This is a genomic window from Anabaena sp. UHCC 0451 (genome assembly GCF_034931405.1).
Taxonomy (GTDB): domain Bacteria; phylum Cyanobacteriota; class Cyanobacteriia; order Cyanobacteriales; family Nostocaceae; genus RDYJ01.
Window position 1 is genome coordinate 246,523 of record NZ_JAYGHA010000001.1, and the last position, 13,582, is coordinate 260,104.

The window sequence follows — 13,582 nt, forward strand, 5'->3', positions numbered from 1 at the left end:
AAAATCTAATGGCTGAATGGTTAGAACATAGTGTACAGGTAGAAGTCGAAGCTCCCATAGAATTAGTATGGGGGTTATGGTCTGATTTGGAACAAATGCCTAAATGGATGAAATGGATTGAGTCGGTAAAGATTTTGCCCGATGATCCTGAAATTTCACTTTGGAAATTGAGTACAGGTGGTTGGGATTTTACTTGGAAATCTCGCATTCTCAAAGTTGTTCCTAACCAAATTATTCAATGGGAATCAGTTGATGGTTTGCCAAATCAAGGGGCGATTCGTTTTTATGATCGTCATGCTGGTAGTATTGTGAAAATGACTGTTTCCTATGCTATCCCTGGTCTTCTTGGTAAGCTCATGGATAATCTGTTTTTAGGAAAGGTTGTAGAATCGACAATTCAAGCGGATTTGGAGCGGTTTAAGGAATACGCTTTGAATGTGAAAGCTGATTGATATAGATGGGGAAAACAGGCAGTACAAAAGCTTTAATTTAAAACTTTTCCTGATTACTGCCTGGTAAAATTTATAATTATGAATAAATAGGAAATTATTACAATATAATTCTATGCTTCAATTAAATTTATTTGACTCAAATACCAGTTTAATAGAAACCCAAAAATTACCAAATAATCAAAAATTATCTACTAATATATTTACTAATAATTACCCGATTCATAGATGGTACAATTTCATAGCTGGGTTTTCTCCAGAATTTGTGAGGTTTTGCATACAAGAAGCTAAAGTGAATTGTGATGATATTGTAATTGATCCTTTTTCTGGATTGGGGACTACACTCGTTGAAGCAACTTTTCAAAATGTTTCTTCAATAGGATTTGAAGCCCATCCTTTTTTCTATGATATATCACAGGCAAAAATATTTCCTACATCAGATATACAACAGGTAAAATATTTAGAAAATCTCTTGTTATCAATTCAACCTTACACTGGCAGTTTTAAAGCGATATGGTCTGAATCTGCTTTGATTTTTTTAAATAAGCTTGTTTCAGAAGATAATTTAGCTTTATTAGCAAGCTGTCTAGGAATAGAAAACACAATTTCTCAAGAACATAAGTCATTATTTCGTTTAATAGTATCTAAAGTTCTTGAAAAAACTTCTTTAGCTCAAACTGATGGTATTTATAAAGCTCCCACAACTTTAAAAAAATCTATATCTTTTTATGATTCTGTATCTATTGTATGCAAACAAATATATGAAGATGTTGAAAATCTACAAGATAATTTTTACTCAAAAGCAAAATTAAATTTTGGAAGTTCAGAAAATATGGAGTTAGTTGAAAATGAAAGTTGTTCACTTTGTATTACTTCTCCACCTTATTTAAACAACTTTGATTTTGCGGAAATGACACGGATGGAATTATATTTCTGGCGTTATGCAGGTTCATGGAGAGAAATCACAGAAAAAGTCCGTCGTCATTTAATCGTTAATACGACAACAGCACCTACAGATTTAAAAAGAAATCAAGATTTTTTCTCTTCTGCATTATCAGAAAATTTTAAGTTAAAATATTTAAACTCTATAATAGAGAATTTAAAAAATGAGCGGAAAATCAGACCTGGTAAAAAAGATTATTACTTATTAATATATCCATATTTTGCCCAAATGCAAAATGTTATTAGAGAATTGCATAGAATATTGCGTTCTGGTAGTAATCTTCATCTTATTGTTTCTGATGCAGCATTATATGGAGTTTATATTCCCACTCATGAAATCTTGAGTCAATTAATGATAGAAACCGGATTTAATATTATTAATATAGAGAATATGAGAAAACGGGGTGAACGTTGGCTACTTAAAAAAAGGACGGGTTCAAATAAATTAGGAGAGTATCATATTCATGCAAAACGAATTTAATATAGACTTAGATATTGAGCAAACCAACGATTCAGACGAAAGTAGCGGTACACTGTATGCTATTGCTATGGATTTCATGAAAGGTTATATAGATGTTTATTTAAAATTAGTAAATGAAACAAAAGGATTTGCTATAGTTGAAGCTAAAGATGCTCAAGATTATGAGCAAAAACTAATAATTTTAACCGGAATTAATAGCAATCTTGATCCGAAAAATGCAACCGCAATTGATGTAGTTCAAGAATGGCAAAGACGACAAGCGATAATCTTTGATGTAGAAGCATCAATAACTAAAGGTGTTTATATCAAAATGCGAGAAGTAGCACAAACCCTTATTATGGATATACAGTAATTATACGTAAACCTATAATTACGTAGGGTTTGCTTAATAAACCCAACAACGCTTGTTGGGTTATTATATATAAATACTCTTCTATGCTGCGTGACAAACTGTGTGTTCTGGAAGTGAATCACCGACACGACAGCTTCATAAGCAATAATGAGAGAGTCTAAGGCTTCAATTCTATTTGCTACTATTAATTCGTAAGTATCCCCATGAGTGTGCCATTTTTGTCCTGGAAAATCAGGGAATCATACTTTGTTGTTCTAAATCACCAATGCTAAAACTTGTTTTTAAGTCGTTCATCTGATTTCGTTCAATTAAGCCATCATTCTGAAGCCTTCCCACAACAATACCTGGATGAATACCAAGCAGTTTGGAAAAATCAATCACAATTTCTTTAGAATTTAACTGATATAGTTCATCATTATACTGATTCGGGATTAAAAATTCCCGCGCCCATTGATTCGCTTCCCTTTCTTGTTCTGATTCTAAACTTTCCTCTCCATCAAATTCATCCAAAAAAATATCTTGCTTACTGTGAAGTAATATATGTGCTGCTTCATGGAAAAATGTAAACCAAAAACGATCATTACTTTTACCGTAGTCCGAAATTTGAATAAGAGCTTTATGAGTATTTAACCAACGTGCCATTCCACTAATATGCGCTCTCTTGATAGATGGCACTAGAATAAGCAAGACTCCTGCATCCTGACATAACTGTTGAATTTGAGATGTAAAATCCTGTGGTGACAGCATTGTTAATGTGCGTATTTCACGTACTGCATTCTCAAATTTCTCTTTACTATATTGTGGACATTCAATTTCTTCAGCTTCTATTTCACCTAATCTTATCCATGCTGAAATTGCACCAATATCACTTTTTTCTTGGCGGGTTCGGCGAAAAGCAACTTCCATTGTTTCATAGTTATTTAACCATTCTTCTGGGGAAGAAACATCGAAGAAATATAGTAATTCTCGAACTAAACTAGGTCTATTGGTTGCGTCTATACGATATTTAGTAATTGCTCCTCGCTTCATCAATTCTCTAACTGGTAATTTTTCCAGCCAATCTGTCCATTTTTGCAACTTTTTTTCTTCTTGTTGAAGACGCACAAGTTCTGAACGATAATCGGATTCTCGATTCAGCCAGAACCTTGCTGTACCTCCTAAGACTTGTTCAAGCTTGAAGGCCATTTTATCGTCAATAGACTCTTGTCCTGTGATCAGCTGACCAATATATTTATTAGTGCATTCTAAGTCTTCAGCTAATTGTTGTTGCGTCCATTGACGCTCTTCTAATAAATCGGCTATTGTATCACCAGGAGGAGATACCCAATCTGGAGTAAAGGGACGAGTTAATTCAGTCATAATAATCAACAATCTCAAAAATATGAATTTTAATTACTTCTTAAGGATGATAATCAACAATCTCAAGAATACAAATTTTAGTTACTTGTGACCAATCAATACTTCCATCATCTTTGAGAGGAACTGGATAATTATCAGGCTCAAATACAAGACGCATTCCTCCTGCTAAATATACGGCATATTGACCTAATCTGTCACGTTCTAAACGATGTGGTTTTCCTGCTGTTAAACTTGTTACATTTTCGACAGTAACTAGCTCTCTCATTCGTGCTTTCAGTTTTTTAGCATTATCTGCACCTAATTTTCTTTGTGCTTCTGTATCTCGCTCACATAGCTTTTGCACTTTGTTATTTTTAAAGCTTATTTCCATTTTTAATATATATGTACTATTTTAGCATTTCGATCAATGTTTTTCAATATAACCCAGAATATTGATGAGATTCTCGCTTTTACCTGCGACCATTAGCAAGTGCGATTGCCCCTACCTTATTGGTATATAAAGGCACGGTAATTATACATCAATATACTATTTATGCTGCTTTAGCATCAAGACCGTGGACAACTTTGATAATTTTACCTTTAGCCTCTAAAATCATTTACCCTGCATCTCAGCATAAGCAGCATAAACACCCTTCACGTTATACCAATTCAAAAAAATCCGCGCAATTTCTAACGCCAACTGAGGCTTACCCAAATTAATCAACCATTGCAAAAAAGGAGCCATTGTCCTTTCATTTAATAACCCATTTAACGAAAGCATACCCCACAACAAACGATGAAACCAAGTCATTTGAATCATCATTTTTACTTCCCATGTAGGATGCTTTTGATAAAACAAAACTCCCATCCTTCCCCGTTGAATTTCCTGATCAATTAACTTAGGAATTTGTTGTAAACTAAATGCCGGATGCCAGTGATAACCAACAGCTTCAGGACATTTAATTAATTGCAAACCCAAATTTTTTAACCTCACACCTAATTCCAAATCTTCCCAACCATAAAGTTGAAAACCAGTATCAAATAAACCAGCTTTTTCTAACCAATGTTTAGGAATAGCCACATTACCCGTCGCAAAGAAAGCCGCAGAAAAATCGGTGATTTTATAAGGTTCAGCAGTAGGATTTTCAAAATTACAAGTATTAATTACAGCACCATAAGTAAAAAAGCAATCGCTTCCTAATTTCTCCCTTCCCTGTACCAAAGCATCCGCATGAGCTTCTAAGAAATTAGACAAAACCACCAAATCACTATCAATAAAAATAATTGTGTCACCTTGCGCTTTTTCTACCCCTAAATTTCGCGCCGCAGCAGGACCAGCATGATTCTGCTCAAAACAATGTACATGAATAAACTCATCTTTATGTGCTGCTAACCAATCTAAAGTGCCATCAGTAGAACCATCATCTACTAACACAACTTCATAACCTTGTATATATTTTTCTTGACTAAACTCCTGTCCTTCCAAAGCGCGGAGGCACTTTTCCAAAATTGGTAAGCGATTATAAGTTGGAATTACAATACTAAAAAACACAGTTTCACCCCAAAAAATATTGCCCATATTGAGAATAAGACAAATATAACAAAGTCACGGTTTCTGAAAAAAGCACCTGTTGAAGTGACCTGATCTGAATTGTAAGATACCATATTTGTACGGATAATCTATTCTTTAAATCAATAAACAGCTTATAGGGTCAGGATTTTTAATTTTTAATTTTTAATTTTTAATTAGATTACCGTTGCATAAGAAAATATACGCTAGGCAAGTCAGATATAATAATGACTCATTCTTTGTTTTCCTAAGTGGAGAAACTAATGGGTCGCGCCAAAAAGGTTGTCTTAGCATATTCTGGTGGAGTTGATACTTCTGTTTGCATACCCTACTTAAAAAAAGAATGGGGAGTTGAAGAGGTAATAACCCTAGCAGCAGATTTAGGCCAGGGAGATGAATTAGAACCAGTTCGAGAAAAAGCTTTAAAATCCGGTGCAAGTGAATCCTTGGTAGCGGATGTTAAGGATATTTTTGTTAAAGAGTACGCATTTCCGGCAATTCAAGCCAACGCTCTCTATGAAAATCGCTACCCTCTGGGAACAGCCCTTGCTCGGCCTTTAATTGCCAAGATTTTAGTAGAAGCAGCTGCAAAATACGGTGCTGATGCGATCGCTCACGGTTGTACAGGTAAAGGAAACGACCAAGTTCGCTTTGATGTCTCCTGTACAGCCCTCAATCCCAATCTTAAAATCCTCGCACCAGCTAGAGAATGGGGAATGAGTCGAGAACAAACCATAGCTTATGGTGAAAGCTTTGGTATTCCTGCACCCGTCAAAAAATCCTCTCCCTTCAGTATAGATAAAAACTTACTTGGTCGCAGCATTGAAGCTGGTACATTAGAAGATCCAGCAAATGAGCCACCAGAAGAAATCTATGAAATGACCAAAGCCATAGCTGATACTCCCAACGAACCGGAATATCTAGAAATTGGCTTCCAAAAAGGGCTTCCTACCACCATTAACGGTACATCAAAAAACCCAGTTGAGTTAATTGAACAACTCAATAAAATCGTGGGAAATCACGGTATTGGCAGGATTGACATGATTGAAAACCGCCTAGTAGGTATCAAATCACGGGAAATCTACGAATCACCAGCAATGATAGTTCTCATTAACGCCCACCGTGATTTAGAAAGCTTGACTTTAACAGCAGATGTCAGTCAGTACAAACGGGGTATTGAAGAAACATATACCAAACTCGTATACAACGGACTTTGGTATAGTCCACTTAAAGCCGCAGTAGATGCCTTTATTCAACAAACACAAGAAAGAGTTTCTGGTGTTGTGCGGTTAAAACTGTTTAAAGGTAACGCTACTATAGTTGGTCGTTGGAGTGATAATTCCCTTTATACTCCTGATTTAGCAACTTACGGTGCAGAAGATCAATTTGATCACAAAGCCGCTGAAGGCTTCATTTACGTGTGGGGTCTACCTACCCGCATTTGGGCGCATAACAACAAGTAAAAAGCAGGGAGCAGGGGAGCAGAGGAGCAGAGGAGCAGAGGAGCAGGTGAAAATATTGTTCTTTTTCCCCCCAATCCCCAATCCCCAGCCCCCAGCCCCCAATCCCCAATCCCCAATCCCCAATCCCCAATCCCCTATTCCCCCAAATGCTTGACCTGGCGTGATTCCCACCAAATAGGAACAGCAATCACAGCAACTAAGATAAGTAATGCCAAAATTGCAAATTGACTTACCCACGCTACTAATTGTTCTAGGGACACAATTCTTCCTGCAAAAAAAGCTAATGTTACCATCACACTAGCCCAAGCTGTAGCCCCTGCTACGTTATATACCAAGAATTTACCAAAAGACATTTCCGCAATTCCAGCGAGTGGAGAAGCAAAAATTCTTAACAAAGCGAAAAAGCGACCAAAAAATACAGCTTTAGCAGCATTTTCACTAAATTGATCTTTAATACTCAGCAGTCGGGTTTCAGATATACGGAATATCTTGCCAACTTGTAGCAGGAAAGTCCAACCACCAAACCTACCAATCCAATAGCCACAAGTACCGCCAATTACAGCACCTGTAATAGCGTCACCCAGAACTAGCCAGTAATTTAGTTCATCACTACCAGCCAGGAAACCGCCTACTAAAGTCACGGTTTCACCGGGAAGAGGAATGCCCAAATTCTCTAGCAAAATTCCTAAAAAAATTGCCCAATAACCATAAGATTGAGCAAATTCTTGGATATTTTCTAGTGAAATTAGCTCAAAAGACATCCAGCACCGCCGACTTTATAAATTTTTACGTTTACTATATCTTGGCTTGGTTTTGGTGAGGGTGTCAATATAATTAATATTTATCAATTCAATGAATTACCAATTCATAATTTTATGTGCATTCTGGAGATGAGATTTAATTATTAAAAAGTTATAAAACTACATATAAACCATAAGAATTCTGTAACAGTTAAATTCGCTACCGAAATTCACAAGCATTTATGCCTATACTGTATATATCTAGGAAATTTTATACTCTATAAAACCATGATTCTTGTAGCACATCTATCTATATAGACTATAATTACATTAAGTGCTGGTTAATTAATTAAAACCAGTATTTTCACTGTTGACGCTTAATCACTATTAATATGTGTTCAGTTCCCTGAACATTTCCACTGCCCAGTTCAACTACCCAGTTAAATTCATGACTCTTACACAAGAACGCCAAGTGATTTTGTTTAAACCCCAAGGAAGCATAGACTTACAGGTTGGTAAGTCCTTGAGCGAACAGATGGCTGGAGTAATACCTCAGCCTGATCAACTTTGGGTCATCGATCTAGCAGAAGTTGAATTTATGGATAGTTCTGGTTTAGTTCCCCTAGTCCAAGCACTTAAAACTGTACGTCAAAGCGGCTGTCGCTTAGTCCTTTGTAACGTACAGGCTCCTGTTAGGTTAATTTTAGAACTTACCCACTTAGATTCAGTGTTTGAGATAGTTAACGATTACCAAGATATACTTTCTGAAATTAACGGGCAAAGTCTGGTGACAGCGGGTTAAATAATCAAGTTCAGTAAAATTTTTCCCCCTTTCTAGATTTGTAACGTATTACTCGATACAAGCAACCTTTAAACTGTCGCTCTAGCAAGCTGAATCTCTATTTGACCTCCAAAATATCAGTAGGTTAACTAGAAGTTCGGTAGCTAGGCGATAAAAATTTTATTGTGGCTAACATTGACAAAATTTGCCGGCGTTTTTCGGGTAAATGCGGGGAATAAATCACCTGCTTAAAAAAATTAATCAAATTTAATATCCATTTAGATATTCTGATGAGCAGACAAATTAGCTTCTCCAGGGATAGGACTAGAGAAGTTTGGTAAATCAATACCACTATGACTTGAGTTGCGAGTTTTTAGTGCTAACCGATAACTCACGCTTTGTAATTCTGCCTGTAGCTGGCGATTTTCTCTTTGGAGTATTGCTACCTTATCTCTGACTGGAGCCATCCGTTCCTCAAATTTACGACGATAAATTTGGGGTAATTCTTGTACTACTTGCTCTAACATCCGACTGCGATCAGTTAATTCTTGAACTGACTGTCTTAACTGATGAATCTCTGAATCACGAGATGTAATTTGCTCTTGATAAAACGTTACTTGCTCCTCGACAGCTTGAAGTTGTTCTCTTAGAGCCTCTAATTGATTCAAATCGTACTCCGACTCTGAGTCAGTCCGTTGAGGGATAAAACTAGTATTACCCTTGACCAGTCGGAACAGTTCTTGAGATAGCTGTTGTACTAATTGATCTCGGAGTTGCAACTCTTGACGCAACTGCGATACTTCAGTAGAAAGAGCTTGGATGTTGGGGGTTTCAGGTTGGCTCACAGTGGCTGACATCTCTTAGGTATAACTGCGACAATATTAATTTTGGCAAGTGCTGAAAGAATTATTCAAGTTTGGAAAAAAGTTCCAATCTATGTTTGTTATGTCCTTTCCTATACTTTATGTGTATGAGAGAAACACTTACTTCATGATTTGATCAAAAACATATCGCAATTAAGGGAAATTGACAACTGTTAAAATACCCAAATTTATGCAAAAATGCCGATTATTAACTAATAAAATTGTCAATATTCTAGCAGAGTAGTCAATTCGCAGTTATGCACCAAGATTAATGGTGGAGAAAGGATATAGGGTGTAGGTAAAAAAATATCTTACCTGCACTTAACATCCAATCAGAACAAAGTATTTGTATGCTGCTGCTGCTACCCAAAATCTTGGTAGATTTGGTGTGAGAAATTTTGGAAAAATTCCTCACTCAGAAGTTTTTTTAAGCGGTTACAGCTTCTGTCTCAGGTTTTTCTTCGCGTACTTCCTGTTTAGTAGTCATGTAGCGAATTACTTCTTCACTTAATCGCATAGCACGTTCCAAAGGAGCGATCGCACCTGTTGGGGCTGTGTAATTAAATTGGATGTAAATGCCATCTCGATGCCTGTTGATTTCATAAGCAAGACGACGCTTACCACGATTTTGAATTTCCAGATTCTGTGCGCCTTGTTCAGTTAACAAGTTCTGGTATCTAGAAACTGCTTGCTCTACTTGCTCATCTCCCAAGTCAGGGCGGAGAATGTACATTGTCTCGTAAACTATGGTCATATATTTTTATTCACCTTATGGACAAAAAAGGCTGCTGACGTAGATTTATACAAGTAAAAATAGAACCTACTGGTAAAAATCAGCATCTGAAGCAACAAGGAACTATAATCTTACCAGTTTTCAATTTAAATCATCAGCCTAATCTACCAAAATTTGGATCTCTAAGGATATTCATCAAGCTTATGGCACAACGCTATGTGCGAGTTAAAAGTCAGGAAGGGCAAATTTACTATGGGTTGCTGCAATTATCTCTCAAAGTGGAAGTGTTGGACGCTCCACCTTGGTTGGAAGGGCAACCCACTGATTTAATTTTGGAACCAGACAAATACCGAATTCTGGCTCCTTGTTCACCTTCTAAAATTGTGGCCGTAGGCAAGAATTATGCAGATCATGCCGCAGAAATGGGAACTTCCGTACCTGCTGAACCGCTGATTTTCTTCAAGCCATCTACATCTGTGATTGCCTCAGAAATGGAAATTAAATATCCTCCACAGTCACAACGGGTAGACTATGAAGGCGAGTTAGCATTAGTGATAGGCGATCGCACTTGTGACTGTACACCAGAGGAAGCTCAAAGCAAAATTTGGGGTTACACCATCGCTAATGATGTCACAGCCAGAGATTTACAAAAAAATGATGCTCAATGGACTAGGGCTAAAGGTTTTGATACATTCTGCCCTCTAGGTCCTTGGATTGTCCGAGAATTGAACCCAGGAGCCAGATTACAGACCTTTTTGAATGATGATCCCCACCCAGTCCAATCTGCCTGTATTGATCAGATGGTTTTCCCCCCAGATTTTTTGGTGTCTTATATTAGTCAAGTGATGACACTATTACCTGGGGATGTAGTGCTAACAGGTACACCTTTTGGCGTAGGTGCATTAAATGTAGGCGATCGCATCCGTGTCGAAATCGAAGGTATTGGCCGACTGGAAAATAGTGTGATCAGCCGTTAAGATCAAGCTAGTACCGCTTTGCGAAAGTCAAAAGTCAAAAGTCAAAAGTCAAAATTAAAACAGAATAGACTTTTCGGAGATTGAAAACGGTTCATTCACTTACGCCGCCGTGTACTAGTATTTTTTGAGATTTTGGGAACAGATGATTGTCAAAACTACTGTTAATCCAAAATCTAAAATTTCCAATTAGTAATACTCCTAGCGCACTTGCATATGCACAGCATCAGAAATAGCTGGTATTTCTGCATAACGCCCCATCAGCGACTGAAACACAGAATAGACAACAGCTACTACAATACCTAAAAAGATAGTATTAGCCAGAGTTTCTATAGCAAAACTAGCACCAGGAACAGGAGTTAAAATTCGCAGTAGTATGGAACACAAAAATATGACAATATCTAGAAGAATCGCCTGCATTGTGTTGAAACGAATAAAATGACTAATTTTTTCGTTTCTCACCACCAAAATGAACAAGGCAAAAAACACAATAATTTGACCTATTGATCCTAAGCCATCGTACACTAATTTAACTGGTAGCACTGGCAACAACACCACTCCCAACACTGGAAACTGTCTCAACAAAAAGCTACCAAAGACTAGACTCTCGACCAGAGGCAGTAAATAAGGTAAGCAAGCGAAAATTCGATCAGGAATCGTTGTAGTGCCGCGCCAAGACATAGTAAATTCTCCTATGGCTAAATTTGAATAGCTATTTGAGCGTTATGATAACGCAGTTGCTTGATATTGCTGGAAAATTAGATTATTTTATATTGGCGAGTCGGAAACCCATCACACACTCATACTGCTCTGACTGTTGTTCCGTCAATTTGTTAATAGCTTGACCACAGCGCAGTTGACCCCTATACCAACGGGGTTGACCACTGTTGTTAGCAAGCAAACAAGACTGACAAACCTGCTCAGGGGCAAAGATTTGATCATCAGTTAAAATGACTAACATCTAAATCCCTCCTGTAAATCCTCATTTTTAACCACATTTCACTCAGAGATGGACATTCTTGATCAAGGAACAAAGAATAATTTAAAAGCATGAGAGGTTAACATAGCAACCTTACAATGCTCTTTTGAGCAAAAATGTTGACAATAGCAAAAAGTTGCTAACTGCACTTATATTTATTGTATATTGTATATCTTAGAGATTAATTTTTTTTGTAAAAAGTAATACCTATAAATTCTGATAACCAGGTTGATTCCAGACGATTAGCTTTATATGATGACATTCCTGTTAATTTAATCATAGTAACTATCAAACCAAAATGAATGATAGTAAAGCTTGCTTCTAGTGAATGCATTCATTGAGAGCGTGTCTAATCATAAATAAATCAGCAACAATCACTCTGATCAGTCGACAGTCCTAAACATTTACTTTGATTTTTTTCCACCCAAAAATAGAGTTTTGCCAAATTCCACAAGGATAATTAACGTGAATAAAACTAACTCAGACTTGCTTAAATCCTCAGATTCTGTTATCGACGACTTAATCAACCAAGAATTACAACGTCAACGTGACCATCTAGAATTGATCGCCAGTGAAAACTTTACTTCTGCTGCTGTATTAGCTGCACAAGGTTCTGTATTAACCAATAAATACGCAGAAGGCTTACCAGGTAAACGTTACTACGGCGGTTGTGAATTTGTTGACAAAATTGAACAAATAGCCATTGACAGAGCCAAACAACTATTTGGTGCTGCTCATGCTAACGTTCAACCCCATTCTGGCGCACAGGCAAATTTTGCCGTGTTCCTGACCCTGCTAGAACCAGGTGACACAATTATGGGGATGGACTTGTCCCACGGTGGACACTTAACCCACGGTTCACCTGTGAATGTTTCCGGGAAATGGTTCCAAGTGCGCCACTATGGAGTCAGCAAAGAAACAGAACAACTAGACTATGACCAAATTCGTGATTTAGCCCTCAAAGAACGTCCTAAGCTATTAATTTGCGGTTATTCAGCTTATCCTCGGATCATTGACTTTGAAAAATTCCGCAGTATTGCTGATGAAGTTGGCGCTTACCTGCTGGCAGATATTGCTCACATCGCTGGGTTAGTAGCGACAGGTCATCATCCTAACCCCCTTCCCTACTGTGATGTTGTGACGACAACAACTCATAAAACCCTGCGCGGTCCTAGAGGCGGTTTGATTTTAACCCGTGATGCAGAATTGGGTAAAAAGCTGGATAAATCAGTTTTCCCTGGTACTCAAGGCGGACCATTAGAACACGTAATAGCTGGTAAAGCCGTAGCATTTGGGGAAGCACTCAAACCAGAGTTTACAACCTATTCAGGCCAAGTGATTGAAAATGCTCGTGCTTTAGCTACCCAACTACAAAACAGAGGCTTGAAATTAGTATCTAATGGCACAGATAATCATTTAATGCTGGTAGATTTACAGTCTATTGGCATGACGGGTAAAAAGGCAGATCAGTTAGTGAGTGGTGTAAATATTACAGCTAATAAAAATACAGTGCCTTTTGATCCAGCATCACCATTTGTTACCAGCGGTTTAAGACTGGGTTCACCCGCTATGACGACAAGAGGCTTAGGTGTGGCAGAATTTACAGAAATTGGGAATATTATTAGCGATCGCCTACTTTCTCCAGATTCCGAGGCAGTAGCCAAAGATTGTCAACAGAGAGTAGCAGCCTTGTGCGATCGCTTTCCCTTATATGCTCACCTAGAAATCCCCGTACCAGTTCTAGCCTAAGCGATTTTAGATTTGAGATTTTAGATTTGGGATTACCACCTCAAATCTAAAGTCTTATCTTCACTATCTAAATATTCTTATGCTGATAAATGCCTAAAATGTAGTAGATATTAAGTATAAAACGCCCTCGCACATTTTTCTCTTACTAAATACTTCTTAAAAAATACC

The 13,582-nt window shown here is 37.4% G+C and carries 15 protein-coding genes and 1 pseudogene; 7 read left to right on the forward strand and 9 right to left on the reverse strand.

The features are described from left to right. The first annotated feature begins 8 nt into the window (after window positions 1-8). The 3 genes from VB694_RS01000 (at window position 9) to VB694_RS01010 (ending at window position 2,224) form a co-directional block, all read left to right on the forward strand. Window positions 9-452, forward strand: coding sequence for an SRPBCC family protein (locus VB694_RS01000; protein ID WP_323358539.1), 444 nt, complete (start codon window positions 9-11; stop codon window positions 450-452). A 112-nt stretch (window positions 453-564) separates the two neighbouring features. Then, on the forward strand, window positions 565-1,872 hold the full coding sequence (locus VB694_RS01005) for a DNA methyltransferase (RefSeq protein ID WP_323358447.1): 1,308 nt from the start codon (window positions 565-567) through the stop codon (window positions 1,870-1,872). Continuing rightward, entirely contained in the window at window positions 1,856-2,224 is a 369-nt protein-coding gene (locus tag VB694_RS01010) for a hypothetical protein (RefSeq protein WP_323358448.1), read from the forward strand. The genes VB694_RS01005 and VB694_RS01010 overlap by 17 nt, the downstream gene beginning before the upstream one ends. An 81-nt stretch (window positions 2,225-2,305) precedes the next feature. On the opposite strand, the pseudogene VB694_RS01015 reads toward VB694_RS01010, so the two are convergent. The 4 genes and pseudogenes from VB694_RS01015 to VB694_RS01030 all read right to left on the reverse strand — a co-directional run. Further along, window positions 2,306-2,463, reverse strand: a pseudogene (locus VB694_RS01015) (type II toxin-antitoxin system HicB family antitoxin); the annotation flags it as partial. Beyond that, complete coding sequence (locus VB694_RS01020) at window positions 2,456-3,583, reverse strand: ImmA/IrrE family metallo-endopeptidase (protein WP_416233455.1); 1,128 nt, start codon at window positions 3,581-3,583, stop codon at window positions 2,456-2,458. The pseudogene VB694_RS01015 and the gene VB694_RS01020, both read right to left, overlap by 8 nt. Before the next feature lie 40 nt (window positions 3,584-3,623). Further along, on the reverse strand, window positions 3,624-3,953 hold the full coding sequence (locus VB694_RS01025) for a killer suppression protein HigA (RefSeq protein ID WP_323358449.1): 330 nt from the start codon (window positions 3,951-3,953) through the stop codon (window positions 3,624-3,626). 222 nt (window positions 3,954-4,175) lie between these two features. Further along, window positions 4,176-5,141, reverse strand: a complete 966-nt coding sequence (locus VB694_RS01030) for a glycosyltransferase family 2 protein (protein ID WP_323358450.1) — start codon at window positions 5,139-5,141, stop codon at window positions 4,176-4,178. A gap of 254 nt (window positions 5,142-5,395) precedes the next feature. Between VB694_RS01030 and VB694_RS01035 the strand changes: the two genes are divergently transcribed. Continuing rightward, the gene (locus VB694_RS01035; protein ID WP_323358451.1) at window positions 5,396-6,595 is read left to right on the forward strand and encodes an argininosuccinate synthase; all 1,200 of its coding nucleotides are present in this window, start codon (window positions 5,396-5,398) and stop codon (window positions 6,593-6,595) included. 134 nt (window positions 6,596-6,729) lie between these two features. Here the strand turns inward: VB694_RS01035 and VB694_RS01040 are convergent, their stop codons facing one another. After that, window positions 6,730-7,356, reverse strand: coding sequence for a DedA family protein (locus VB694_RS01040; protein WP_323358452.1), 627 nt, complete (start codon window positions 7,354-7,356; stop codon window positions 6,730-6,732). A gap of 427 nt (window positions 7,357-7,783) precedes the next feature. On the opposite strand from VB694_RS01040, the gene VB694_RS01045 reads away from it, so the two are divergent. Further along, window positions 7,784-8,137: an STAS domain-containing protein gene (locus VB694_RS01045; RefSeq protein WP_323358453.1), complete on the forward strand. Its 354-nt coding sequence runs from the start codon at window positions 7,784-7,786 to the stop codon at window positions 8,135-8,137. Window positions 8,138-8,394: 257 nt separating this feature from the next. Here the strand turns inward: VB694_RS01045 and VB694_RS01050 are convergent, their stop codons facing one another. Both VB694_RS01050 and rpsF read right to left on the reverse strand, forming a co-directional pair. Next, the gene (locus VB694_RS01050) at window positions 8,395-8,961 is read right to left on the reverse strand and encodes an Npun_F5560 family protein (protein WP_323358540.1); all 567 of its coding nucleotides are present in this window, start codon (window positions 8,959-8,961) and stop codon (window positions 8,395-8,397) included. A gap of 445 nt (window positions 8,962-9,406) precedes the next feature. Then, window positions 9,407-9,733 carry a 30S ribosomal protein S6 gene (gene rpsF, locus VB694_RS01055; RefSeq protein WP_323358454.1) on the reverse strand — a complete coding sequence of 109 codons (327 nt, stop codon included), beginning with the start codon at window positions 9,731-9,733 and terminating at the stop codon, window positions 9,407-9,409. A 182-nt stretch (window positions 9,734-9,915) separates the two neighbouring features. Between rpsF and VB694_RS01060 the strand changes: the two genes are divergently transcribed. Beyond that, a complete protein-coding gene (locus VB694_RS01060; protein ID WP_323358455.1) occupies window positions 9,916-10,689 on the forward strand; it encodes a fumarylacetoacetate hydrolase family protein in 774 nt (257 codons plus the stop codon). A gap of 198 nt (window positions 10,690-10,887) precedes the next feature. On the opposite strand, the gene VB694_RS01065 is transcribed toward VB694_RS01060, so the two are convergent. Then, window positions 10,888-11,367 carry a Tic20 family protein gene (locus VB694_RS01065; RefSeq protein WP_323358456.1) on the reverse strand — a complete coding sequence of 160 codons (480 nt, stop codon included), beginning with the start codon at window positions 11,365-11,367 and terminating at the stop codon, window positions 10,888-10,890. Between the two features lie 82 nt (window positions 11,368-11,449). Then, a complete protein-coding gene (locus VB694_RS01070; RefSeq protein WP_323358457.1) occupies window positions 11,450-11,647 on the reverse strand; it encodes a hypothetical protein in 198 nt (65 codons plus the stop codon). A 483-nt stretch (window positions 11,648-12,130) separates the two neighbouring features. On the opposite strand from VB694_RS01070, the gene glyA reads away from it, so the two are divergent. Further along, entirely contained in the window at window positions 12,131-13,414 is a 1,284-nt protein-coding gene (gene glyA, locus VB694_RS01075; RefSeq protein WP_323358458.1) for a serine hydroxymethyltransferase, read from the forward strand. Window positions 13,415-13,582: the final 168 nt, after the last annotated feature.

What these genes read in the sequence shown, in the direction of transcription:
- VB694_RS01000 (WP_323358539.1), top strand. Translation starts at nt 9, where the DNA reads ATGGCTGAATGGTTAGAACATAGTGTACAGGTAGAAGTCGAAGCTCCC.
- VB694_RS01005 (WP_323358447.1), top strand. Translation starts at nt 565, where the DNA reads ATGCTTCAATTAAATTTATTTGACTCAAATACCAGTTTAATAGAAACC.
- VB694_RS01010 (WP_323358448.1), top strand. Translation starts at nt 1,856, where the DNA reads ATGCAAAACGAATTTAATATAGACTTAGATATTGAGCAAACCAACGAT.
- VB694_RS01020 (WP_416233455.1), bottom strand. Translation starts at nt 3,583, where the DNA reads ATGACTGAATTAACTCGTCCCTTTACTCCAGATTGGGTATCTCCTCCT.
- VB694_RS01025 (WP_323358449.1), bottom strand. Translation starts at nt 3,953, where the DNA reads ATGGAAATAAGCTTTAAAAATAACAAAGTGCAAAAGCTATGTGAGCGA.
- VB694_RS01030 (WP_323358450.1), bottom strand. Translation starts at nt 5,141, where the DNA reads ATGGGCAATATTTTTTGGGGTGAAACTGTGTTTTTTAGTATTGTAATT.
- VB694_RS01035 (WP_323358451.1), top strand. Translation starts at nt 5,396, where the DNA reads ATGGGTCGCGCCAAAAAGGTTGTCTTAGCATATTCTGGTGGAGTTGAT.
- VB694_RS01040 (WP_323358452.1), bottom strand. Translation starts at nt 7,356, where the DNA reads ATGTCTTTTGAGCTAATTTCACTAGAAAATATCCAAGAATTTGCTCAA.
- VB694_RS01045 (WP_323358453.1), top strand. Translation starts at nt 7,784, where the DNA reads ATGACTCTTACACAAGAACGCCAAGTGATTTTGTTTAAACCCCAAGGA.
- rpsF (WP_323358454.1), bottom strand. Translation starts at nt 9,733, where the DNA reads ATGACCATAGTTTACGAGACAATGTACATTCTCCGCCCTGACTTGGGA.
- VB694_RS01060 (WP_323358455.1), top strand. Translation starts at nt 9,916, where the DNA reads ATGGCACAACGCTATGTGCGAGTTAAAAGTCAGGAAGGGCAAATTTAC.
- VB694_RS01065 (WP_323358456.1), bottom strand. Translation starts at nt 11,367, where the DNA reads ATGTCTTGGCGCGGCACTACAACGATTCCTGATCGAATTTTCGCTTGC.
- VB694_RS01070 (WP_323358457.1), bottom strand. Translation starts at nt 11,647, where the DNA reads ATGTTAGTCATTTTAACTGATGATCAAATCTTTGCCCCTGAGCAGGTT.